22 protein-coding genes are annotated in these 22,936 nt (G+C 39.8%); 4 read left to right on the forward strand and 18 right to left on the reverse strand.

The features are described 5' to 3' along the window. Positions 1 to 44 precede the first annotated feature (44 nt). The 4 genes from KO473_RS22080 (at position 45) to KO473_RS22095 (ending at position 5,216) form a co-directional block, all read left to right on the forward strand. The gene (locus KO473_RS22080) at positions 45 to 1,682 is read left to right on the forward strand and encodes a bifunctional UDP-sugar hydrolase/5'-nucleotidase (RefSeq protein WP_005820756.1); all 1,638 of its coding nucleotides are present in this window, start codon (positions 45 to 47) and stop codon (positions 1,680 to 1,682) included. Positions 1,683 to 1,856: 174 nt separating this feature from the next. Beyond that, a complete protein-coding gene (locus KO473_RS22085; protein WP_005820754.1) occupies positions 1,857 to 2,114 on the forward strand; it encodes an OadG family protein in 258 nt (85 codons plus the stop codon). A 34-nt stretch (positions 2,115 to 2,148) separates the two neighbouring features. Next, the gene (locus KO473_RS22090) at positions 2,149 to 3,981 is read left to right on the forward strand and encodes a biotin/lipoyl-containing protein (protein WP_005820752.1); all 1,833 of its coding nucleotides are present in this window, start codon (positions 2,149 to 2,151) and stop codon (positions 3,979 to 3,981) included. Further along, positions 3,981 to 5,216 (forward strand): sodium ion-translocating decarboxylase subunit beta, encoded by a 1,236-nt coding sequence (locus KO473_RS22095; protein WP_005779936.1) that lies wholly within the window; start codon positions 3,981 to 3,983, stop codon positions 5,214 to 5,216. The genes KO473_RS22090 and KO473_RS22095 overlap by 1 nt, the downstream gene beginning before the upstream one ends. Before the next feature lie 175 nt (positions 5,217 to 5,391). On the opposite strand, the gene KO473_RS22100 is transcribed toward KO473_RS22095, so the two are convergent. From KO473_RS22100 to KO473_RS22185, 18 genes are all read right to left on the reverse strand, one after another. Next, the gene (locus tag KO473_RS22100) at positions 5,392 to 6,441 is read right to left on the reverse strand and encodes a mannose-1-phosphate guanylyltransferase (protein ID WP_005820750.1); all 1,050 of its coding nucleotides are present in this window, start codon (positions 6,439 to 6,441) and stop codon (positions 5,392 to 5,394) included. A gap of 16 nt (positions 6,442 to 6,457) precedes the next feature. Further along, positions 6,458 to 6,886, reverse strand: a complete 429-nt coding sequence (locus tag KO473_RS22105; protein WP_005820748.1) for a BT0820 family HAD-type phosphatase — start codon at positions 6,884 to 6,886, stop codon at positions 6,458 to 6,460. Positions 6,887 to 6,913: 27 nt separating this feature from the next. Then, a complete protein-coding gene (locus tag KO473_RS22110) occupies positions 6,914 to 8,011 on the reverse strand; it encodes an OmpA family protein (protein WP_005820744.1) in 1,098 nt (365 codons plus the stop codon). An 8-nt stretch (positions 8,012 to 8,019) separates the two neighbouring features. After that, entirely contained in the window at positions 8,020 to 9,339 is a 1,320-nt protein-coding gene (locus tag KO473_RS22115) for a GldM family protein (protein WP_005820743.1), read from the reverse strand. 9 nt (positions 9,340 to 9,348) lie between these two features. Continuing rightward, positions 9,349 to 9,861 carry a gliding motility protein GldL gene (gene gldL, locus KO473_RS22120; protein WP_216035182.1) on the reverse strand — a complete coding sequence of 171 codons (513 nt, stop codon included), beginning with the start codon at positions 9,859 to 9,861 and terminating at the stop codon, positions 9,349 to 9,351. A gap of 86 nt (positions 9,862 to 9,947) precedes the next feature. After that, the gene (locus KO473_RS22125) at positions 9,948 to 10,523 is read right to left on the reverse strand and encodes a hypothetical protein (protein ID WP_005820741.1); all 576 of its coding nucleotides are present in this window, start codon (positions 10,521 to 10,523) and stop codon (positions 9,948 to 9,950) included. Between the two features lie 43 nt (positions 10,524 to 10,566). Beyond that, positions 10,567 to 11,850: a carboxypeptidase-like regulatory domain-containing protein gene (locus KO473_RS22130; RefSeq protein ID WP_005820739.1), complete on the reverse strand. Its 1,284-nt coding sequence runs from the start codon at positions 11,848 to 11,850 to the stop codon at positions 10,567 to 10,569. Positions 11,851 to 11,881: 31 nt separating this feature from the next. After that, complete coding sequence (locus tag KO473_RS22135) at positions 11,882 to 13,117, reverse strand: YjbH domain-containing protein (protein WP_005820738.1); 1,236 nt, start codon at positions 13,115 to 13,117, stop codon at positions 11,882 to 11,884. Positions 13,118 to 13,122: 5 nt separating this feature from the next. After that, positions 13,123 to 13,827, reverse strand: coding sequence for a YjbH domain-containing protein (locus KO473_RS22140; protein ID WP_032537423.1), 705 nt, complete (start codon positions 13,825 to 13,827; stop codon positions 13,123 to 13,125). A gap of 9 nt (positions 13,828 to 13,836) precedes the next feature. Continuing rightward, on the reverse strand, positions 13,837 to 14,556 hold the full coding sequence (locus KO473_RS22145) for a WecB/TagA/CpsF family glycosyltransferase (RefSeq protein ID WP_005820736.1): 720 nt from the start codon (positions 14,554 to 14,556) through the stop codon (positions 13,837 to 13,839). A 361-nt stretch (positions 14,557 to 14,917) separates the two neighbouring features. Beyond that, on the reverse strand, positions 14,918 to 15,205 hold the full coding sequence (locus KO473_RS22150; RefSeq protein ID WP_005820735.1) for a hypothetical protein: 288 nt from the start codon (positions 15,203 to 15,205) through the stop codon (positions 14,918 to 14,920). Positions 15,206 to 15,424: 219 nt separating this feature from the next. Further along, positions 15,425 to 16,522, reverse strand: a complete 1,098-nt coding sequence (locus tag KO473_RS22155; RefSeq protein WP_032537422.1) for a glycosyltransferase — start codon at positions 16,520 to 16,522, stop codon at positions 15,425 to 15,427. After that, a complete protein-coding gene (locus KO473_RS22160) occupies positions 16,519 to 17,472 on the reverse strand; it encodes a glycosyltransferase family A protein (protein WP_005820733.1) in 954 nt (317 codons plus the stop codon). Before KO473_RS22160 ends, KO473_RS22155 begins: the two co-directional genes overlap by 4 nt. 5 nt (positions 17,473 to 17,477) lie before the next feature. Next, a complete protein-coding gene (locus tag KO473_RS22165) occupies positions 17,478 to 18,281 on the reverse strand; it encodes a glycosyltransferase family 2 protein (RefSeq protein WP_005820732.1) in 804 nt (267 codons plus the stop codon). 11 nt (positions 18,282 to 18,292) lie between these two features. Next, a complete protein-coding gene (locus tag KO473_RS22170; protein ID WP_005820731.1) occupies positions 18,293 to 19,462 on the reverse strand; it encodes a glycosyltransferase family 4 protein in 1,170 nt (389 codons plus the stop codon). A gap of 62 nt (positions 19,463 to 19,524) precedes the next feature. Next, positions 19,525 to 20,742 carry an O-antigen ligase gene (locus KO473_RS22175; protein ID WP_032537421.1) on the reverse strand — a complete coding sequence of 406 codons (1,218 nt, stop codon included), beginning with the start codon at positions 20,740 to 20,742 and terminating at the stop codon, positions 19,525 to 19,527. Between the two features lies 1 nt (position 20,743). Further along, complete coding sequence (locus KO473_RS22180; RefSeq protein WP_005820729.1) at positions 20,744 to 21,634, reverse strand: hypothetical protein; 891 nt, start codon at positions 21,632 to 21,634, stop codon at positions 20,744 to 20,746. A gap of 2 nt (positions 21,635 to 21,636) precedes the next feature. Then, positions 21,637 to 22,917 (reverse strand): MBOAT family protein, encoded by a 1,281-nt coding sequence (locus KO473_RS22185; protein ID WP_232303446.1) that lies wholly within the window; start codon positions 22,915 to 22,917, stop codon positions 21,637 to 21,639. Positions 22,918 to 22,936 lie beyond the last annotated feature (19 nt).

The following is a 22,936-nucleotide window of genomic DNA, read 5'->3' on the forward strand; positions in this document are numbered from 1 at the left end:
ATATTTCTTTTACCTTTGTGAGAAAATACTTAAAATAAATTGCTATGGAAAAATTATACTTTCAAAGAGCTGCTTCATTAGGGCTGCTTTTCTGTCTTCTTGCAGGAACATGGGCTCAGACACCTCTGAAAACAAAGAAGAAAAAAGAACATAAGTCGCAAACAGAAGTATCGGTAAACGAATGCGTATCGGTGGATACGTTGTCTTTGGTATCGTTTAACGATTTCCATGGGGCCTTTGCCAGCGATAAGGGAGTGCCCGGGGCAGGGAAATTAGTACAAACTATCTTGACTCAGAAAGAACAAAATAAAAATACAATAGTGCTTTCGGTCGGCGATAATTTCAGCGGGAGTTATTTCTCAAGAATAACAAGAGGTAATCCGTTGCCTGAAATGTTTCGGGAGATGGATGTCAAGATGTCAGCGGTAGGTAACCATGAATTTGACTGGGGATTACCTTATCTGACGGATACAGCCAAAGTATATATGAACTTTGTAGCTGCCAATATCATTTCAGAACGGGGGGATTCGTTGGAGTGGGCAAAACCTTACCGGATTGTGAATCTGGAGATGAAAAACGGAGGAATGGTGCGTGTTGCTTTTGTTGGATTGACAACAACGGAAACTGCCCATAAGACGAGTCCGGAAAATATCAAAGGATTGGCTTTTGTACATCCCACATATGTTGCCCGTGTCGAGACGGCTTGCCGGTTGAAGAAAGAGGGGAAGGTGGATCTGGTGGTGCTTCTGATGCACATTGGTACCAATATGAAAAATAAAGATATTATTGAAGAAGAGAATGCCAAGTCACTTCCTTATCTTAATGGAGTGGACGCTATCATTTCCGGTCATTCCCATGAAGTGGTGCTTAGTAAGGTGAACGATGTTCCCATCATTCAGGCAGGAGTCAACGGTACACACGTCGGTAAACTGGATTTCAAGGTTGTCAGAGAAGGAGGGAGTTGTAAGGTTTCTTATATCGGTGGCGATACTATTCGTACCGGTGAGGTTTCGAATCCATATATTGATTCATTGGTCAATAATGTACTGGAAGAATATGGATTGTCGGATAGTTTGACTAATGCTAAGGATGCTTTGATCCATGACCGTACCGTCAATAAGTGGGACTATACATCTGTGGGAGCTTATGTGACTGCTGCCTACGTGCAGAGTTTCTTGCAAAGTGAATGTGTGGCGGATGAATTGAAAAAATTACCAGTGATTGGAGTGAATCATTACGGGGGCTTACGTGCCAGTATTCCGGCCGGAAAGGTCACAAGGTTGCGTGCCGGTAATGTGCTTCCATTCGGTGGCAATGTGGTGGCTTATGAATTTACGGGTGAACGATTGAAGCAGTTGTTGGACGATGGACGCAGAAATAAAAATGGTTTTCTGCAAACTTCTTACTTAAAATTACATTTGAATTCTAAAGGAAATATTGAAACGATAACCGACTGCCGTACCAATAAGATAATCCGTGATGACGATAAATGTATTGTTGTGTTGGATGCTTTCATTACTTCCGGTGGTGACGGTTATGACAGCAAATTATTTTCAGGTTATGAAATAGGAGATTTTAATAATCAGAAACTTGAAACAACCACGGCTTTTATCGATTATTTGAAGAGTCTGAAAGGGTTTATTTCGTCTGCGGCTGCACCAATACCCATAGTGCAAAAGTAAAAAATTAGAGCTAAGATGAAAGCGATCAGGCGGTTTAAAATGTAATTACACATTTTGAGCCGCCTGGTCGCTTTTGTGTTTTTTAAGTTTTTTGTCTTTCACTTATTAATAAATTATTGCTAAATTCGAACGATTTTTAGCAAATCGACATTGTTTACTAATAATTTAATTTATATGGAAAATCTGGAAACAGCGCTTCTGCTGATGGTAGTGGGAATGGCAACTGTCTTTGCTATTCTCCTTCTTGTGATCTATTTAGGAAAATTACTCATCTCTTTAGTTAATAAATATGCCCCTGAGGAACAACCTCTTGTGAAACAGGGAGCTAAAGTATCAGCTCCTATTCCCGGTAATATTGTTGCAGCCATTACAGCGGCTGTCAATGTAGTGACACAAGGAAAAGGGAAAGTGACTAAAATCGAGAAAATCTGAAAATTAATCTTATAGAATAATACCGAAAACGGAAATGAAAAGAGAAGTAAAATTTAGTCTGGTTTTTAGAGACATGTGGCAGTCTGCCGGTAAATATGTGCCTCGGGTAGACCAGTTAGTGAAGGTAGCACCTGCTATTGTTGAAATGGGATGTTTTGCCCGGGTAGAAACAAACGGCGGTGGTTTTGAACAAGTAAATCTATTGTTTGGTGAGAATCCCAATAAATCTGTGCGCGCATGGACGAAGCCCTTCCATGAAGCCGGAATACAAACCCATATGTTGGATCGTGCCCTTAACGGGCTTCGTATGAGTCCGGTTCCGGCCGATGTGCGTAAGTTGTTTTATAAAGTAAAGAAAGCACAGGGGACGGATATCACCCGTACATTCTGTGGGCTGAATGATGTACGTAACATTGCACCTTCCATCACTTATGCCAAAGATGCAGGAATGATTTCGCAGTGTTCACTCTGCATCACCCATTCGCCGATTCACACGGTGGAATATTACACCAATATGGCACTGGAACTGATAAAATTAGGGGCGGACGAGATTTGCATTAAAGACATGGCAGGTATCGGACGCCCTGTTTCTTTGGGCAAGATTGTGGCAAATATCAAAGCTGCACATCCCGATATTCCTATTCAATATCACAGTCACGCGGGACCGGGCTTTAACATGGCCAGCATTTTGGAAGTATGTGAAGCCGGGTGTGATTATGTGGATGTCGGAATGGAGCCTTTGTCGTGGGGAACGGGACATGCCGATTTGTTGAGTGTGCAGGCTATGTTGAAGGATGCGGGATTCCGGGTGCCTGAGATTAATATGGAGGCTTATATGAAGGTGCGTGCCTTGATTCAGGAATTCATGGACGACTTTCTGGGACTGTATATCAGTCCGAAAAACCGGCTGATGAATTCATTATTGATAGCTCCGGGACTTCCGGGTGGAATGATGGGAAGTCTGATGGCGGATTTGGAAACGAATCTGGAATCCATTAATAAGTATAAGGCAAAACACAATCTTCCTTTCATGACACAAGATCAGCTTCTGATCAAGTTGTTCAATGAAGTGGCTTATGTATGGCCCCGCGTCGGATATCCTCCTTTGGTAACTCCTTTCAGCCAGTATGTGAAAAATCTCTCGATGATGAATGTTATCGCGATGGAGAAAGGAAAAGAGCGTTGGGGAATGATTGCTGATGATATTTGGGATATGATTCTGGGCAAAGCCGGACGTCTGCCGGGCAAGCTCGCTCCTGAGATAATAGAGAAAGCCGAGAGAGAAGGAAGGAAATTCTTTGAGGGAAATCCGCAGGATAACTATCCGGACGATCTTGACAAATATCGCAAACTGATGAAAGAAAAGAAGTGGGAGATAGGCGAGGACGATGAAGAACTCTTTGAATATGCGATGCATCCGGCTCAATATGAAGCTTATAAGAGCGGGAAAGCGAAAGAAGATTTCTTGGCTGATGTGGCAAAACGCAGGGCGGAGAAAGAACAGGCACCTGCTGAAGAGGCAAAACCCAAAACACTTACAGTACAGGTAGACGGGCAAGCTTACCGGGTGACAGTTGCTTACGGAGATACGGAACTGCCTGTTGCACCGGCTTCACAGCCGTCTGCTGCAGGTGAGGGAAAAGAGGTGCTTTCTCCGCTCGAAGGAAAATTCTTCCTGGTGAAGAATGCGCAGGAGACTCCACTCAAAGTAGGCGATGCAGTGAAAGAAGGTGACGTGCTTTGCTACGTGGAAGCAATGAAAACCTATAATGCCATCCGTGCCGAATTTGGTGGAACGGTAACGGCTATTTCTGCAACCCCCGGTGATACGGTTTCTGAAGATGACGTATTAATGAAGATAGGATGATGAACGGAATATTTGAAAAATTATATGATATGACTGCCTTCAGCAATATTGTTGCCGAACCGCAGTTTTTAGTGATGTATGTCATTGCCTTCGTTCTCTTGTATCTGGGTATAAAGAAGCAATACGAGCCTCTTTTATTGGTGCCGATTGCCTTTGGAGTGCTGTTGGCTAACTTCCCCGGCGGAGGCATGGGAGTGATACAGGCTGACGAGAATGGCATGATCCTGGTGAACGGAGTAATGAAGAATATCTGGGAGATGCCTCTTCATGATATTGCTCATGAATTGGGACTGATGAACTTTGTGTATTATATGCTTATAAAGACAGGGTTTCTTCCCCCGATCATTTTTATGGGAGTGGGAGCTTTGACGGACTTCGGGCCGATGCTTCGCAATCTGCGTCTGTCGATTTTCGGGGCTGCGGCCCAATTGGGTATCTTCACCGTATTGTTGGTAGCTATCCTGATGGGATTTACACCCAGTGAAGCGGCTTCTTTGGGAATTATCGGTGGAGCGGACGGACCTACGGCTATCTTTACCACCATTAAGTTAGCTCCTCATCTGTTGGGTCCGATTGCGATTGCCGCCTATTCTTATATGGCACTGGTTCCGGTTATCATACCATTGGTCGTTCGGCTTTTGTGTACCAAGAAGGAACTGAGCATTAATATGAAAGAGCAGGAAAAGAAATATCCTTCGAAAACGGAAATTAAAAATCTCCGCGTACTGAAGATTGTTTTCCCGATTGTGGTGACTACGGTCGTAGCTCTTTTTGTACCGAGTGCAGTGCCTTTGATCGGTATGCTGATGTTCGGTAACCTGGTGAAAGAGATCGGTGCCAATACTTTCCGTCTGTTTGACGCAGCTTCGAATAGTATAATGAATGCGGCAACCATTTTTCTGGGTTTGTCGGTAGGAGCCACTATGACAAGTGAAGCCTTCCTGAACTGGACGACTATCGGCATTGTGGTAGGAGGATTCCTGGCTTTTGCGTTGTCTATAGCAGGAGGTATCTTCTTTGTGAAACTGGTGAACCTGTTTACGAAGAAAAAGATTAATCCGCTGATTGGTGCTACGGGACTTAGTGCGGTTCCTATGGCCAGCCGTGTCGCCAATGATATTGCCTTGAAATATGATCCTAAAAATCATGTATTGCAATATTGCATGGCCAGTAATATCTCGGGAGTGATCGGGTCTGCCGTAGCGGCAGGGGTGCTGATCTCTTTTCTGTCTTAATTGAAGCCGGAAGGGTATCCGGTTTATCATAGATGATAAAAAATGTTCCTCCGACCACGCTTGGCCGGAGGAACACACACAAACAAAACAAATAAAAGCAGTCACGATTCGCATCGGGACGCCCCTACACCCGGTATTAAAACCGGGATTTATAAATATTGAAAGGGATCAACATTTATTCTTTTGAAAAGTCTTTGATTCGTTGCTCTTCGGATAATTGGCATATAAGCAGTATATTGTCTTTTTCAGCCACGATATAGTCATTCAGGCCTTGTATGACTACTCGTTTCTCTTGTGAGGTATGTATTATACAGTTCCGACTTTCATACATCCGGACATCCGGTCCTACTTTGGCATTTCCTTCTTGGTCTTTGGGCAACAGACTCTGTAGTGCTCCCCACGTTCCTAAATCTGACCATCCGAACTTTGCGGGTAACACATAAATCTCTTCTGCTTTTTCCATCACCGCATAATCTATCGAAATACTTTCGGCAGTGGGAAATAGTTTTTTTACGGTCTCTTCTTCACGTTCCGTATAGAAGTCGGGATATATCCGGTCGAAGATTTGCGCTATGCCCGGTGCATAGACCCGCATAACAGCTGTGATTGTTCTCACATTCCATACGAAAATCCCTGCATTCCAGAAATAATTACCTGCTGCCAGATATTTTTCGGCTGTCTCCCTATTGGGTTTCTCCCTGAAAGACTCTACATGGAATATTTCTTTGTCCCTTGTTATAGGTTCGCCTGCGGCAATATACCCATATCCGGTTTCCGGACGTCCGGGTTTTATTCCGAGTGTAATGATGGCACTGCTTTTGTCTGTAAACGAGAGTGCTTTGTCAATTACTCTGCGAAATTCAGTGGTGTCAATAACCACTTGGTCAGAAGGAGTGACCACTATGTTGGCATCCGGATATTTCTTTTTTATTTTCCAGCAAGCATAGGCAACGCAAGGAGCCGTGTTTCTGGAGCAAGGCTCTGCCAGTATATTGCTTTCCGGTATACCCGGCAATTGTTCCCGAACAATGTCTGTATATCTTTCAGATGTGACCACCCACATGCTTTCCAATGGACAAACATTACCGAATCTTTCGGCTGTCAATTGTAGCAGCGTCTTCCCACATCCCAATATGTCTATGAATTGTTTGGGATATTCCGGTGTACTCATTGGCCAGAAGCGACTTCCTATGCCACCGGCCATAATTACTACATGATTATTCATCGTTGCTCCTTTCCTTTTATTTGTTACGTTTGCCGAGCAGTTTCCCTATCCAGTTTGAATCACCGGCCGATTTCTGTCTGTCAGATAGAACGGGTTCGTATGGTTTTTGTTCATGGATCATCTGGTAGATGGTTCCCCAGTCAGGTAAACCTCCCAGGTTTCGGTCATCAATAAAAAGGTCTGCTTTCAGTTTGCGGGAGAATCCGTGATGATTCTTTTCTTCTTCCGGATAGTCTTTATTGACGGCATAGAAGTAGACTCCCCGCTGCCGGCACCATTCAATGGCTTCTTCAAGTAACTCACCTTCGCGTACAGTCCATAAAATCAGTTTGTGACGTTCTTTTGCCAGCATTTTCAGAGTCTCTGTGGCGAATGGAATTTCTTCTCCGATCTTCGGATAGCGGTGTTCTACGATGGTACCATCAAAATCAACAGCAATCGTCATGTAATTAGTGTGTGTGAATGGTTATTATTATTTAGTTTCGGGAATGTATACAATCATGGCATTGCATCCCGTTTTGTTTTCGTATCCCATCGCTTCCGGAGTCGATTCGGTGATTCGTTCGGGCGCGATATGATGTTTTTCTATCAATCTTTTCCGGATGGCTTCCGAACGGCGGCTGCGCAATTCCTGGTCTGCTTTCTTGTCTGTAAGATTATCGCTGAAAGCAATGATTTGGATGCTTGAGTTATTATCCTTCATCCATTCACCTATACCGTCTATCTTCTGTCCCTGTTCTTCACTGACGAATGAACTGAATTCATCGAACATGATGTCGATGGAGAGTGCATCTTTTTGCGGAACAATCATTAAGTTCTGGCCATCCATTATCTTCCGGCGTTCCTTTAATTCCTGTTTCATTTGCATTACCTCTTCACAAAGTATCCCTACTTTCTGCTTTATTTCCAGAAGATCCGTTTCCGGCATATAGAGTGATTGGGTACTGTTATCTATACTCTTCCGATATTTATCTCTGAAAGTATATGCAAGTCCGATTGTCAGGTTGCTTTGCATATAAATTTTGTTGTTCAGTTCCTTGTTGTAGTATTTGGGTAAAATCTTCAATCCCGGTTCTATAAATACACTGAACTTTCTGTTTACATTGTACGAAGCCTGAATTGAGAAGTTGCCCGAAATAGTGTTTACTCTTGTGTATTTCGGGTCATTGTCTCCAAAGTCATAATAGTTGAAACCGGCACCTAAAATAGCCGTCAGGTTGAATCTTTTGAATCCATTATTTCCTATCAGAGTCAGCATATAATCCAGGTTTGCGCTGAGTTGTGTGGCCTCTGCATTATTTTCTATCCGGTTCTTACCAATCTCCGCAGTGGCCCTGAAGCCCGAGAAAGGTGTCAGATATACTCCTCCGGAGACTTTGCCGCCTGCATACACGTTACCGATAGTCTTGGTCATCCATTCTCCATTCAGAGCACCCGATACAAACCAATTACCCCTTTCAAACTTTTCCTTGACGTTTGGCTGTTCCTGTGCCTGTAAGTTACAAGTTGTCAGTAGCAGTGCTGCCCCAACGATCCATTTATTTTGTTTCAATCCCAATATACCTGTCATGGTTGTTGTTATATTAATACGACATTTATTGATGCAATCTGTTTCTTTTTGTTTCCCGGACCGGTCACGACAATTGAAGTGATATAGAGTTTATCTCCTTTTTCCAACTGTCTGATCAATTCCATTTGCCTGGCCGAGAACTTGTTTCCGGTGTTGGTTATTGAAGTTACCGCTTTACTGTTTCCTTTAATCAATACCATTTCAAAACTGTTAATCTCGTAGTTGGCTTTCGGACCATCACTGATTGAAGCCCCCAATTGTGTCATGTTGGATACCAGCCGTTTGTTAATGGGTACATTTCCCCGGTATTGCACTGTATTTCCATTGTCATCCGTACAGAGGATATAGGGTGTCGGATCGGGCAATGCCTTTACGGTATATCGATACTCGGCCAGTTGTCTTGCCACTCCGTTTTTTATCTGTGTGGCGGTTATGGTTGCTGTCTGTGCTTTTTCATTGGGAACGGCGATGCATTGATTTCCTCTTTTAAGTATCTTTCCATTAGTCATATTGAATGTCACCTCGTTGAATGGGATTCCCGCAGTCAGTATATTTAACGGGTTTTCATAGTCGGTATACAAGATACTTGTTAAGGTGGGTGTAATCTGTACTACAGGCAGATCTACCGTTCCGTCTCTATTTACTATCATCTGGTCTTCATTGATGAACACAAAGGCTCCGCCTTTTCCGTCTTCCGCTTCTTCATACAGCAATGACCGGTATGCTTCGTTTACACACAGCAGCACCTCTTCCTGTATTTTGTTGATGAATGTCACTCCACCGATGGCAGGGAGATAGGAGAACGTCTCTTTTTCCCAGGAAATGCCCTTGCCCGGTCCTTCCGTATCCAGATAAGTGCCGACCAGTTTCCGGTGTGATTCATTTTTAATCAGTGACAGCGTCTCCGCTTTGAATGCTTCCAGTGAGAGCCTGAGCATTTTGCCTTTACTTCCGGTCACCGACAGGAATACTTCCGGCACAGCATTCAGGTCGTCTTTAGCCTTCAGTTTTCCCGTTTCATATTTTTCTTTGTCCGCTTTCCGCGCAATATCTTCTTTCAGTTCTTCCAAGATGCCCATCAGCCTACCTGCTGTTGCCTCTATACTCTGTGCAGATAAAGTTACCTTGTCGTTCCTGCTGTTGTTGATTCGTTCCAGTAAAGTCCGGTTATATTCTTCCAGTTTTTCTATCTGCGGAAGATAATCATTGTTCATCAGTCCATATCCTTCCAAGACATCCGATGATATATTGATAGCCAGCATGGCAATCAGCACCACATACAGCAGGTTTATCATTTTCTGTCTTGGTGGTAATGTATATTTGGCCATGTGTTTCTGTTATTTCCCTGTTTTCACGTTCATGGCATTCAGCATCTGACTGTATTGTTTGTTAAGCAATTCAATGTATGCTGCCATTTTTTCCATCTCTTTTTTCAACTCTTCCGAATTCATATCGTTCAACGACCTGGTATGTTCGGCCATGCCTTTGATCTGTGCTTCGTATGTTTCATTGAGTTTTCCGATGTTACTTTCCAATCTTTTCAGTTGTTGCAAGTACTTTTCCGTCACCAGTGTGTCTGCTACTCCCGTATTCGGGTTTATGTTTGCGTTTTTGTCATTCAACAGCGGAAATACTCTTTCCCATTTGTATTCTCTTGCCGGTTCGTCAAATCCGGAAATGAAGAAAATGAATACTTCTGTAAACAATCCGATCATCAATAACAGGTTATCATAAGGCATGTGAGCTATTCTGAATACAGCTCCCAGAATTACAAGACAGGCTCCCCAACAATAGCAGAGATTATAGAAACGTTTCCCTGTTCTGCTCGAGAAGAATTTACTTAATTTCATTAGTCAATCCGTTTTTGAATTCCCCACAGAGTGCACAGATTTTCACCAGTTCCAATCAGTGTATTCTGTGGGGAATTTCTGAGTTATTAGAATTTGTATATTACGCCTATGGTCATCATGCCGGCGGCAAACACATCATCCTTATTTTCCATGTCATAGAACTTGGTGCTGATTTTAATTCCCGGTTCTGCAAAGACACTTAGTTTTGCGTTCAGTTTGAAGGCAGCCTGCAGAGAGAAATTACCGCTTATCGTATTCGTTTTCGATAAATTCGGAAAGTCGTTATCAAATGAATAATAGTTGTATCCCAGTCCGAAAATCGCATTCAGCCGGAACTTGCTGTCTTCATCTGCATAGTTCTTCATCAAGCTCACCATGATGTCCGCTCCGGCACCTGCCGTTACAGCGTTGTATCCGCCTTTCAGCCACACGTTACCGGCCTCTGCGTTGACACGCAGACCGATAATCTTGTTTAGCCACACTCCGCCGGATACTTTTCCGCCCAGCATGTTGCTTGCCGAACCGTTTAAAGCCGATAGTCCATTTATACCTCCCGATACAAACCACTCCGGTTTGAACGGATTGTCCTGTGCTTTCATACTTCCGAATGTCATTAGCACTCCTACCAAAAGCAATACTGTTTTTATATTATTCAGCTTCATAATTTAGTAATTTAGTAAAAGAATGGTGTTTGCAGGATAGATTTTAAACTTTACCTCCCGAGTGTTGGCTTGCTTCCACATTCGTGTAAGTTATCTTCATGCCCGTATAAAATTTCAGAGTAATCGTTACAGTTCTTCCGCCACTGATTTTGAACGTGTATTTCTTTTCGCAATATTTGGCCTGGTTCAGGTAATAAAGAATATGATTACCGCTGATACCGGCCACCAGTTCCTGATTCACTTTGTATATGCCTGTCGTACCTTCTTGCGCTTCGATGGCACTGTTGATCATGGATGCCATTCCTTTTGCATCCGTGGCGTTTACACCGGCATTGGCTAATGCTGTTTCCGGAGTCACTGTGTATTCCCATCCGGCTGTTGCCTCAAAGTTGATTTTGTATTCAGGAATTGCTGTCATATTCCCTTCGTTACTTTTTTTCTCCTCTATGTTTGTCTCGCCTATTTGCTCAGATCCGGTAGTCTTGTTACTTTTGATACGCATTGAATACTTACCGGACAGTGTTGCTCCGGCAGGTAATGTAAATTTATAGCTGTTCAATGCCACGTCATAGGTGGCATCAGCTACTTTGTCCCAGCTCTCTCCGGCTCTTGTTGCCGCTTTCTGGTTGTACACTTCCACGTCTTCAAATGTGGTATTTTCCGAAGCCTTATTCATCACTGCCAGCGTGACCGGTTGGGCAAGTGTCACGGCCTCCGTTGTTGCCACTTCGATGTTGGCAATAGCCACCGGAGTTTCCACCGTTCCTGTTGTTACGGTAGTTGTGGCGGCTGCCGGTTCTTCATAAGGGGTGATGCTTACGTTGGTTGTTGTTTCAATCGCTCCCGGAGGGACAATCATGGCTACTTCCGCCTTTGTCATGTCGCTATGCCCTTTGTCCGTTACAATTGTTTCTTCTGTAGCTTCAGCGTCTATTTTCTGGGCGGGACTCTGTTTGCTTAGTTTTACGCTTAAGCTCACCATGCTGCGGTTCTCCGCATTGTCTGCAATGGTGGCCTGTGCATTATCTATACTCAGGTATCCCTCCTTTGTAAAAGTAACGGTATATGCTTTCTTACTGTCTACCGTCAGTTTGTATGCTCCTTCCGCATCTGTGGTAGCTGTAGCCTCGCCTGCTTTTACTTCCACACCGGGCAGAGCAGTACTTCCTTCGGTAACCTTGCCCGCGATATAGTATTCTATCGTTTTCTCGGCCGGATCCACTACTATTTCCGGCTTCTTCTCGTCTTCACCGAAAGAGCATCCGGATGTTCCCAAGGTGGTTGCCAGCAGCAACACACCTATTTTAAACAAGTCACTTTTTTTCATAATCATTTTTGTTGTTAAGAAAATATTAAAATTACTTTTTATTTCTCTCTTTTTCGATACTTCTGATCAGGAAGTATCGTATATATTCCGGTTGGAAGTATCCGCTGCTCCGGTTCTCTGCCGGACGTGTCTGATAGGTATATCCCATTTTCTTATCGGCATACTCACCCCATGACACCATGCTGTATTCGGCTGCAAAGAATTCGGCCGGCTTGATTCTTATAGCATGGTTCCGGTTCCATTTCTTTCCGGGCAACGGGATGGCAAAATGAAAGCCCCCGTTGATCTCTCCTTCTACGTACATGGCGTATACTCCCACGGCATATTCTCCGAAGTGGCGTGTGCAGTCACCTCTTACCCCGTAGTCGCCGTATAGATACCTTCCGGCCTGTAAATCCAACTGGACATTGAATTGCGGAACATAGAGCGAACCTTTCACTGCCGCGTTGATGCGTTGCCTTGTCCCGATATACCATCCCTCGTCCGTGATGGCCGAATATCCGGTTGTTCCTATCTGTGCGCCCAGTTCCACCCGTCCGTTCCCGGTGCGGTATTTCACTTCCGCCTGTGCGCCGATCCGGTGATTGGTAAAGTTACCTATCACGATGCGTCCCAGAAAGTTGTTACGGAACCTTATCTCCTGTGAGAGTGTCATCACCCCCGGCCGTATCTTCCGGTATTCCCCTTTCATATTGGTCGCGATGGGGAAAACCACCTGTGCTGTTGCTTCTGCTCCTTTCCATAAAGCCATTTCCACGGCAGGAGACAGATTCACCGTATATGAATATAATTTCTCAAAAGTCGAGTTCTCTAAAGACACTTCCGGATATAGGACGATGTCCGCTTTCCATGCCGAGCGGTTGATCACTTCTGTGCTTTCCTTCAATAACCGCATGGGACGGTCGGTGCTGTAACTCAGCTCCATTCGTTCGTATACCTCTTTCAGTGTTATCTTACCGGCCTTGTAACCGGTTATCAATGTATCCGGCAGACAGATACTCAGTTGGGGAATCCCGTTTCCGTCCAGCGCCACCAGTTCCAGATTTCCGTTACTTATGCCTTCCATTCCGGCGACAATCGCTTTTCCTATTCCGCGATAAGTTCCCCGATATACATTGTCCTCAAAAGCAGCGATGGTTGTTCCCCCGGCTTCGGCTGTCCGGATATTCTCCAGACCCAGCTCCCTGAGTTTACGGGCCACTTGCGCATGGATCATGACAGGGCAGGAGAGGAGCAGGCCGATTATAATTATCAATTTCTTCTTCATACGGATTAATGGATTAAAACGCATTCATATCGTATTCCGGCAGAAATACATTTAAACTCCCGGGTAAATACATTCAGTGAGAGATGTTTCCATAATTTAGCTGCTGCTCCTACGTTAAATCCGTCGGAGTCATACTCGGCTATGACGGACAGTGGTTTGCAAAAGGAGGGAGTATAGCTGAGACCGCCGAATATACCGTCCTGTAAGATATACTTGTCTTTACTCAATGGGTGATAGTAACCTGCGGTCGCTGCCAGTCGATGTTCGCCTATCCTAAAGTTCTTTGTAACCACTCCGTATACGGACGCGAAATAATTTGTACCCTTGTCTTTGAACGGATCGTTACTTCCAATGACTACTGCCGGCCAATATTTACCTTCTTTCAGTGGACGTATCCTGACCGATAAAGACCTGTCCTGCTGATTGAATTTGGGCTTTGTAGCCATATAGTCACTTTTCAGCAAGATGCAACGGTAATTCAATTCCAGAAATGAAAAGAAAGTGATGTTCACGAAATAGTTTCCGGAATTATATTTAAACGGATTCAGTTCTTTGGGCAAGTAGTTGCCACCGATCATAAACGTTCCCGTCTGCTGCATCTCGGCGGTCGGAATGTTCATCATCCCCGTTGTCCCCATGGTGTACTGTGCCTTGATTCCCGATGCCATCACCATTACACAGACCGTTAATACTGCTTTTTTTAATCTCATTGATTTATGTTATATGGAGAATTTTTCTTTGGTGATGTTCCATAGGAACAAGGCATTTCCGATGATATACCGGCGCCACATCCGTTTAGGCTCTTTGATCAGGCGATACAGCCATTCCAATCCGTGCTCTTGCCACCAGACCGGAGCACGTTCCACCGTACCCGCAAAGAAGTCGAATACCGCTCCAATGGTCCCTATGTGTCCGTTCACCTCCAGTTCATCCAGATGCGTATATGCCCATTTCTCTTGTTTGGGAGCCGTCATGCCTATCCATAATAAGTCTGGCTTTACTGCATTTACGGCATCTATCATCATTTGGTTTTCTTCTTGTGTAAACTCCGGTTTGTAGGGAGGAGAGTAAGTCTTGATCTGAATATTCGGATATATGGTTTTAGCTTTTTCTTTGATCAGCTTAAGTGTATTCCCGTTGCTTCCCAGAAAATAGCAAATGCCTCCTTTCCGGTTCAACCGTCCCATTTCATATTCAAAAAGATCCCATCCGGCGGTACGTTCTATGCTCTCTTTCCGGAGCCACCTGAAAGCCAGCACCATGCTTGCCCCGTCCGGAATCAGTGCTCCGCCTTTGAGCAAGGCTTCTGCAAATTCAGCATCTTTCAGCGCCGTATTATATGAATGGGCATTAATCGTGTTTATCAATAATTTACCTTCAGGCAATACCGATAAGTCACTCCTGTGCTTCAGGAGTGAAACTGTTTTAAGCTTCAACATGTTTTATGAAAAAGGAGTGGGTGGTTATAAGTACGCTACGCTGTTACCTGTCACGAAGAACAGGCTTTCGAATGATGTGGTAAGAATTTCTTTGCAAAGGTATGCTTTTTCTTGTAAAGAGAAAACTATTCGATGTAAAAAAGATGTTTTTGAGCATCTTTAGGCTGTTGGAGGAAATATCCTTTTATCCTTTTGTAATTTGTTCCATCTCCTTTATATGGTCAAACCAGCCTTCCACCATGCTTGGTGCGTGAGTCGACAAGATGATTTGCATATTCGGATTGATATCATAAATCGTTTTTATAATTTTTGAATCGTTATTTTTCCTTCATTATCTATTTCTTTCAGGTTGCCATAATATTCATATCCTTCTTCCCGTACATATTCGGCAGACTCTTTTTTCTTTTTTCCAATTCAGTTTATATCCGTTCAAGAATTCAATTTCTATCCCTTCCGCCATTTCTGTTTGTTCTGCATCCAGAAAACCATTGTGCAGTAGTGAATATCCATATTTTAGCAATGTCGATTTGCCACTGTCATTGATCCCTCCCAAGATGTTAACATCTTGCCTTGGTTTCCAATCAATGTTTTCTTTTCCCAACAAGTTGTACACTTGCATCCGGGTTATATAGAAATTAGTATCAACCATATCGTTTTTATCTAATAGTATGGTAAAAATACGATTATTTTGTTAGCTTCTGCTATGAAATTCCTTCTGAGGAGCAGCATCCGTTTGATGACAAAATAAAAAAACACTGTAAAATTTACTCATGTTCATAAAATTATTACTTTAAAATTATGAGGCAAAAGTAAGGGACAAAAGTATAAATGTCAAGAACCATACAGTAAGTACTTACCATATGTAACTCTATATTGAAGTTATACAATCCTTTAGTATATCTTTCATTCGGTTTTCAAACTTATCTAAAGTAAATTCTTTCAAAAATTTCTCTTTTCCTGCTTTCCCCATCGCTGTACATTGTTTGGGATGTTCCATTAGATACTCTATCTTTACAGCAATTTTTTCTGGGGAGTGTTTTTCTATTATATATCCGGTTTTTCCATTATCTATAATGGCAGGGATACCTCCTTCATTGGTGCTGATACAAGGAATACCTTGTCCCATAGCTTCTAACAGGACTAATGGAAAACATTCATTATTATAATAGGTAGGAAATACAAATACATCGGATTTTTGTAGAAATGTATCTTTCTCATTATTATATTTCGCTCCGTAAGCAGATACGCATTCTTTAAGTCCTCTTTTGTTGATTTCGGCAGCAAACTGTTCTTCCGTAATGTCGCTCCATTTACCTACAAAATGACATTTTGCAGACTTCCCATTTTTCTTTAATATCCTACATGATTCTACCAAGTCCCATACTCCTTTTTCTTCCATCATGTTTGACAAAAACAAAATATTGAATTCTTTTTTTATAATTGTAGGAAGATTTGGATTAATAGGTATTCCATTAGGGCAGATATAGACGTCTTTGTGCTTTACGTATTTCTTTATGTCTTGATATAGATTCTCTGCCAATAAAATCACTTTTATATTTTTGAAAAATATTTTGTAGAGTAAATTGTCAAGCCATTTGCTTTGCCTTGTTGCTACTCCTTTATTATGATAATGAATGATAATTTTTTGGTTTAATATTTTCAGTAGTAGCACTACGAAGAATTCTTTGTAGAAAGCACCGCCTTTTGCATTGGGGGTTACATAACAAAGCTGTGGCTCTATGAATTTCACTTGCTTTCTTATCTGTGTTAGTAGCTTGTAAAAATCTTTTAGTTTTCTTATACCTCCTTTTCCTATGTCGTTTATATCTTTGGCTAATGTAAGGTTCAGATAATGGCATTCAAAGGTGTTATTTATAATCTTACTGTCATGTATATATTGACCTACCATAGAGGCTCCATGTACAGGAGGAGGTAAATGCATGATAAATAGTATTTTATTACTCATTTGCGATGATATTCTCTGTACTTCAAAAAAATAGCTAATATTCTCCAGGTTAAAGATGAGTGTTTTGCTATATTCATTAGTATTCCGATAAGATCTTTACTAAAGTACTTACCATATTTTATAGCCTCATTTCGACTCAATGAGAGACGACCAGACAGAATTTGGCAGTAGGTTAAATTTCTTGAAATTTTACCCCTTGCTTCCTTGTAAGATTCTGTGAGTTCTGGAAGGCGTGGAATAATTCTTTTTTCCCATTCTGCAATGCTTGTAGCATTATTCCATCTTATAATCATTTTATTTAACCATCCTTGTGAATGAGTTATACTGTTACCATCACTAACAAAAAGAATTTTTGGGATAACTCCCCAATTACCGTAAGTAGATAATAGTGCCCAAAATTCTAAATCTTCTGTAATACGTAAATCTTCTCGTTGTCCATCAGTACTGCGTAATATTTTGGTTTGAATGGTGACACTGCCTGTACATACATGCATGTATTTTGCCCAAAAGGCAAAGAAGTCATCTAAAACAAAAGGTTCTGTGTATTGTGTATAACATATAGGGATAATTGATGAACCAGATAGTGTTATATGATGTTGTACAACATTAACTGCTACACACTCCGGATGGTTTTCCAAAAACATTACAGTATTTTCGATGAATCCTTCTTTCCAATAATCGTCAGCATCAAGATATGCACAGTATTTTCCATGTGCGAGTTCTACACCTTTGTTTCGTGCTGCTGCTGGTCCTGCATTTTTTTGTTGATATAGTATTATATTTGTTTCTTTTCTGGATTTTATAATTTCAATACTATTGTCTGTGCTTCCGTCATCTACAATAATTACCTCATAAAGATAAGTTGTAGTTTGATTAAATATGGAATCTAGACATCTGTTTATCAACGATGCTGTGTTATATACTGGAATGATTATTGATAATTGGATCATATATATTAGTTTCTAACAATAAATTTTCTTTTATGCTTCATCCAAGCATTAGTCATCCAATGTGGCATATGATTTTTAAATGTTTGTATCCATCCATATCGTAAATATGTCCACATAAGAGCAATAGGATAATACCACTTTTTTGTAACATGATGAATTTGCAATCTTTCTAATCTTAATGTTAATGGATTAGTAGCTGATAATCCATACTGACCATTGTATCGGGCTACGACTACAGGGATGTATTGAAATTTTATATGATTTTTTGTTAGTCGAAAGAAAAGGTCATGATCAGCTACAATCCGGTAAGTTAAGTTGAATTGATATTCTTGCATAAGCTTTGTTTTTACAAAACAAGATTGGTGACAGAATGGCATTATTTGATTATCCTTCATGTAATCAGATGCTTTCGCTATTCCGCTTCCAAAGTCAAAAACTTGTAATGTATCTCCATAAACGACTCCCACATTGTCTGTTATTTTGTGAGAAAAGACTTCTTGTAAAGTTGTAGTTGTATAGAAACTATCCCCTGCATTCATATAATTTATCCATTCTCCTTGTGCCATTCGTGCACCTTTATTCATGGCATCATATGTACCATTATCTTTTTCAGATATATAGCGAAATGACTTTTTTGCAGATACAAACAAAACCTCATATTGTTTTAATAGTTCTAATGTATTGTCTTGACTACCTCCATCTATAATAAGATATTCAAGATTTGCATATTCTTGATTAAGAACAGAGTTCAATGTTTTTTGTAAATCTTCTGACGCATTAAAACATACGGTAATTATAGTTACTTTCATATTCTTCTTGATTAATTTTGAGTTAGGGCTTTGAATACACGTTGTGCACAATTTTCTGTGTTGAATATTTCTTCTAATTCAATGGACTTTTGCCCTAGTGCTTTTAAATTTTGATGGTGAAAATAGTCAAGAGCTGCAATCAATGTTTCTTCTTTGTAAGTATCAAAAGTGATCCCATTTTCTTCTTTGTGTATAAGTTCTGCATGACAACCATTGTAGATAGAGGTGGCTACAGGAAGTCCGCAAGCCATGGCTTCAGGGATCACAAGGCTCCAATTGTCTTGCAAAGTTGGTAATATGAAAACATCTGCTATGGCATAATATTTATAAATATCAGCATAGTTTATCATCCCTAATAAACGTATGGATGTTTCATCCTTATATTTTTCTTTGTAATAATCATATTTATCTCCATGACCGATCAATATAATTACATCTTTGGGATTCTTTTTTATATGTTCTTTCCATGCTTTTAATAAATAGCTTACACCTTTTGCTTCTGATATTCTACCGGAGAACATATATAATAACCCTGTATTTTCAATGTTAAAACTTGATCTAAAACTTAGCTTTTCTTTTAATGTAAATGTTGTAATCTTGCTTTTTAACCATTTGGAGTCTGCACTCATTCCTCCTATATGTATTTTTTCAGAAGTTACCCCTAATGATTCTAAGTAACGTTTAGTTTCTTGCCCGTTTACTAAAAAACCTGTAATTTTTTTGTTGAATATTTTTCGTTGTAGGGTTTTTAATTTACCTGTATTTCGTTCTGTATGTAAAGTACGTTCATATCCCATGTATACGGGGATATGATGAATGATGCCATATAATAAAACTAAAGGTGTCCATTGAAAATATCCTTCTGTGATTAGTATATCGGGATTCACTTTAGAAATAGCACGCATTAAACCAAGGGTAAAAGGTATTCGTTTTCCTTTTTCTATATTAGGCATTTTATCCCATTTCTTTGAATAGGTATCAAACAGGTGGTCGCTTGTCAATGGTATGGCATTTTTACCTAATTGATTCTTAATTTGTTCACAAAGTTGTTCTTTGTTACACATTTTATAGCGAATAGGTGAATACATTACATAAAATTCACCGTGAAATAATCGGATAAGTTCTTGATAAAATGGAAGCCTGTATTCAAAAAATACAGGGTTGCAATATAATACTCGCATAATGAATAAAATATTTGAAGTCTGAGAAGTTTATTGTTAAATAGAAAATATATGTGTAATTTTTATTTGGAATTTTTATATTGGGGTCTAGGTTTTATGTTTTTTTTAGTAGGCATAAATGAAACTCCTATTATTAAGTAGATACAAGATGAGATAGGTCCCCAATCTGAACCAATAGAAGGGCAAGCAGCACTATTAATCACAATACTAATGTATATCGGGAGTAAAATGGTTGACAATACATTCCAATGGGAGTTTCGATATAGAATTATTCCCCATTTATAAAGAAATCGTATAAATATGAAAAAGCCGATTAGGCCTGTGTTGACTAGAACTGATAGAAATGCATTGTGTGCGGAAAGTTGGCGGAAATCAAAACCGTATTTAGGGCCTAACTCTCTTTCACCGATTACAAAACCGGAACCTAAAATGGGATTATCTTTAAATGACATATAAGCAGCTTCCCAGATAACAGAACGTCCAGTTCCACTTTGCATTTCTGCTTCACTATGTCCAGCTCTAATGAATGAATAAATAATGTCACCAGCAATGGCATAGAATATTATGCATAGGACGAGTACAATTATGGCATTTTGAATATTCAGCCCACTTTTGTTTGATGAATATAATAAAAATAATCCTGCAAGACAAGCTATATAAGATGCTGTACTTGTACCACCGACCCATGCAATAGAAGCTAATATTATAGGCCATTTCAATTCCGTAAACTTAAATAAACTGAATCGAAGAGAGCCGAGGCATAATAAAAGTGCAATCATTGCTGAATAAGAATATGCATTCGTATGATGAAATCTGAGTCCCTTTCTCACCATTTCTGCCAATACTTCTGAATAAGTGGCTATTAAACAAAAGATAATGATATAATATATAATCTGTTTTATGTTACATGATTGAAATAGTAATATAAGGATTATACCAATAATATAAATATTAGCAAGGACTTCTGTTGCTTTGAATAAGATAGAGAATATGTTTCCTGCCCATAAAAAACTTAATGCTGCTACTATATATACCATTATTAATGCAGCCATCAGTTTACGAATATATTTTATAAACTTTGAGTATTGGATAATGCATATTAAAGAACATGCTATACCTAATATTGCTAATGACGTACTAGAGTCTATAGTTGCTGAATAGTCACCGACCTCGCGAGATACATTGAATATCGTTTTTCTTGATATAAATATAAATTCGATTAATGTTAATATCCAAATGGGTTTAGGATACATTTTGAATATTTTTTTTATTTGTATCATTTTATTTTAGTAAATATGATATGTCTTTAATAAATCTTTCAGTTACTATTTTCTGGCCATTTACATTCAGATGGATAGGGTCGAAAAATATATTATAGTTTTCATCGTAATAAGGACTATAGTTGATGAAATGTATGTATTTAGAAGAGTTGTCTAACAACTGATAATAATCAAGTATTTTTATATAATCATCTGAATGTATATCTGTTAATACTTTTAATATAGGGGTCTGAAGTAAAATAACGTGTATTTTCTTGGTTATACAAAGTTTGATTGTTTGTTCTAACTCAGCCATTAAATGTTTGTTGAATGTGATGTTGCGTGTCCATTTCATTTTATTTGCTTCAAACAATGAATCTGTAAAGACGGATGTCTTATAATTGCGGTCATCGTGTTTCCAACCTCTTAAAGATTGTTTTATTAAGTCATCATTATATCTAGACAAACGAAAGAGTTTGTGGGTATAGTAGGTAACTGGGTCAGTAGATTTTTTAATATACTCGCCTACATATTTATCATCCATCCAAGGATAAAATAATGTATAGCAATTTTCGCTAAGACCATTTTCGTTAAAGGAGAAAGGATCAACTCCAATGACTATAACTCTCAGTGAGTCGGAGTATGGAGAATTAAGAAACATTTGAGTCATTAGTTTGCGTTCTGTCATTCCCACTCCACTGCGTGTATGTTTTGTTACTTTACAACCAAGACTGTCTTCTAATATACTTTTGTCTAGTCCCATCATTAGGTGGGAATGTCCCACTATTAGAATCTTACTATGTTCATTTAATCCCATACCTTGGTCAAGTCCATGTTTAAGTATTTGGCTTCCGATAAGGTCGATGGTGAAAAAACATAATAGCACTATAATTTGTCTGTGAATATTTTTCATGTTTAAAATTGAAAATAAACAAATGATGATCCGCTCGTTCCTAGTAAACAAATCATTGATGCAGCCAAAGACATAAAGATGAGATTTATCCAAGTAAAAGGATTGTCATTGGATTCCGTAATTTTCACTACACGTTTATATATTGTTAGTTCAATTATTAACCAAATGAATAGAATGAATAACATTAGAAAGAACTGAGTTGCAAACATCGTAAATAGAGGAATATTGAGATTGCCTAATGAGGATAATACATTCCATGCTTGTTCTATACTGTTCGCCCGGAAGAATACCCATGCAAGCGATACTATAGTAAAGAGGGTACTACCTGCTACTATCTTGCTTAAGCTGTTTTTGAACTTCTTCTTACCAAGCACATAGTGCTCTATAATTTGGTAAATACCGTGTATCCCCCCCCATACAATAAATGTCCATGCTGCTCCATGCCATATACCACTAACAAGAAATACAATAAGTATGTTTAGCATCCATCTCCATTTTTTCACTCGGTTACCTCCCAATGAAAAATAAACATATTCTGTTAGCCACGAAGTCAGTGATATATGCCATTTTTTCCAAAAATCATGGATAGAGGTAGAAAAATAGGGAAAATTAAAATTTTTGTAAATATAAAATCCTAACATACGTCCTATGCCTATTGCCATGTTACTATATCCTGCAAAGTCACAATATATCTGGATACTATATAGGGATATTGTTAATAAAATGGTAGTTGTACCATAGCTTTCTGGATATGCATAGACATGACCTACATATTCTGATATTCTATCTGCTATTACAATCTTTTGAAACACTCCCCATGTGAATAATTGTATTCCATTTAGTATGAGATGAAAATCACAATGTTGTAGGTTCTTTATTTGAGGCATTAATGTACGGGCACGTTCTATCGGTCCACTAAGTACGGTCGGGAAAAAAGCGGTGTAAAGGGAAAAATCAAGTAGTGATGGTATCACATTTTCTTTTTGTCGGTAGATGTCGATGGTATAACTCAGTGCCTGAAAAGTGAAAAAAGAGATTCCTACAGGTAAGATTATTTTTCCAAACACTTCTCCCTCTATTCCTAAGACATCATTCAATAGAAAATAAGTGTATTTAAAGAATACCAGTGGTAGCAATGATAATATGATTCCTAAAGTTAGTATGCTTTTATCCTTTTTTTTTGATAGCAACAAGATTATCCCATAGTTTATGATTGTTATATATATAAGTACAAACAAAAATTTGGCCTCAAATAATCCATAAAATAGGTAGCTTACTGCCAATAAAAATGTATTTTTTACC

The sequence above is a fragment of the Bacteroides sp. HF-4919 genome (genome assembly GCF_018860125.1).

Bases quoted from the DNA above. Each gene is read 5' to 3' on its own strand.
- KO473_RS22080 (WP_005820756.1), top strand. From the start codon at position 45: ATGGAAAAATTATACTTTCAAAGAGCTGCTTCATTAGGGCTGCTTTTC.
- KO473_RS22095 (WP_005779936.1), top strand. From the start codon at position 3,981: ATGAACGGAATATTTGAAAAATTATATGATATGACTGCCTTCAGCAAT.
- KO473_RS22085 (WP_005820754.1), top strand. From the start codon at position 1,857: ATGGAAAATCTGGAAACAGCGCTTCTGCTGATGGTAGTGGGAATGGCA.
- gldL (WP_216035182.1), bottom strand. From the start codon at position 9,861: ATGAAATTAAGTAAATTCTTCTCGAGCAGAACAGGGAAACGTTTCTAT.
- KO473_RS22175 (WP_032537421.1), bottom strand. From the start codon at position 20,742: ATGATACAAATAAAAAAAATATTCAAAATGTATCCTAAACCCATTTGG.
- KO473_RS22125 (WP_005820741.1), bottom strand. From the start codon at position 10,523: ATGAAGCTGAATAATATAAAAACAGTATTGCTTTTGGTAGGAGTGCTA.
- KO473_RS22090 (WP_005820752.1), top strand. From the start codon at position 2,149: ATGAAAAGAGAAGTAAAATTTAGTCTGGTTTTTAGAGACATGTGGCAG.
- KO473_RS22165 (WP_005820732.1), bottom strand. From the start codon at position 18,281: ATGAAAGTAACTATAATTACCGTATGTTTTAATGCGTCAGAAGATTTA.
- KO473_RS22140 (WP_032537423.1), bottom strand. From the start codon at position 13,827: ATGAGATTAAAAAAAGCAGTATTAACGGTCTGTGTAATGGTGATGGCA.
- KO473_RS22105 (WP_005820748.1), bottom strand. From the start codon at position 6,886: ATGACGATTGCTGTTGATTTTGATGGTACCATCGTAGAACACCGCTAT.
- KO473_RS22150 (WP_005820735.1), bottom strand. From the start codon at position 15,205: ATGGTTGATACTAATTTCTATATAACCCGGATGCAAGTGTACAACTTG.
- KO473_RS22135 (WP_005820738.1), bottom strand. From the start codon at position 13,117: ATGAAGAAGAAATTGATAATTATAATCGGCCTGCTCCTCTCCTGCCCT.
- KO473_RS22110 (WP_005820744.1), bottom strand. From the start codon at position 8,011: ATGACAGGTATATTGGGATTGAAACAAAATAAATGGATCGTTGGGGCA.
- KO473_RS22115 (WP_005820743.1), bottom strand. From the start codon at position 9,339: ATGGCCAAATATACATTACCACCAAGACAGAAAATGATAAACCTGCTG.
- KO473_RS22155 (WP_032537422.1), bottom strand. From the start codon at position 16,522: ATGAGTAATAAAATACTATTTATCATGCATTTACCTCCTCCTGTACAT.
- KO473_RS22160 (WP_005820733.1), bottom strand. From the start codon at position 17,472: ATGATCCAATTATCAATAATCATTCCAGTATATAACACAGCATCGTTG.
- KO473_RS22170 (WP_005820731.1), bottom strand. From the start codon at position 19,462: ATGCGAGTATTATATTGCAACCCTGTATTTTTTGAATACAGGCTTCCA.
- KO473_RS22145 (WP_005820736.1), bottom strand. From the start codon at position 14,556: ATGTTGAAGCTTAAAACAGTTTCACTCCTGAAGCACAGGAGTGACTTA.
- KO473_RS22100 (WP_005820750.1), bottom strand. From the start codon at position 6,441: ATGAATAATCATGTAGTAATTATGGCCGGTGGCATAGGAAGTCGCTTC.
- KO473_RS22130 (WP_005820739.1), bottom strand. From the start codon at position 11,850: ATGAAAAAAAGTGACTTGTTTAAAATAGGTGTGTTGCTGCTGGCAACC.
- KO473_RS22180 (WP_005820729.1), bottom strand. From the start codon at position 21,634: ATGAAAAATATTCACAGACAAATTATAGTGCTATTATGTTTTTTCACC.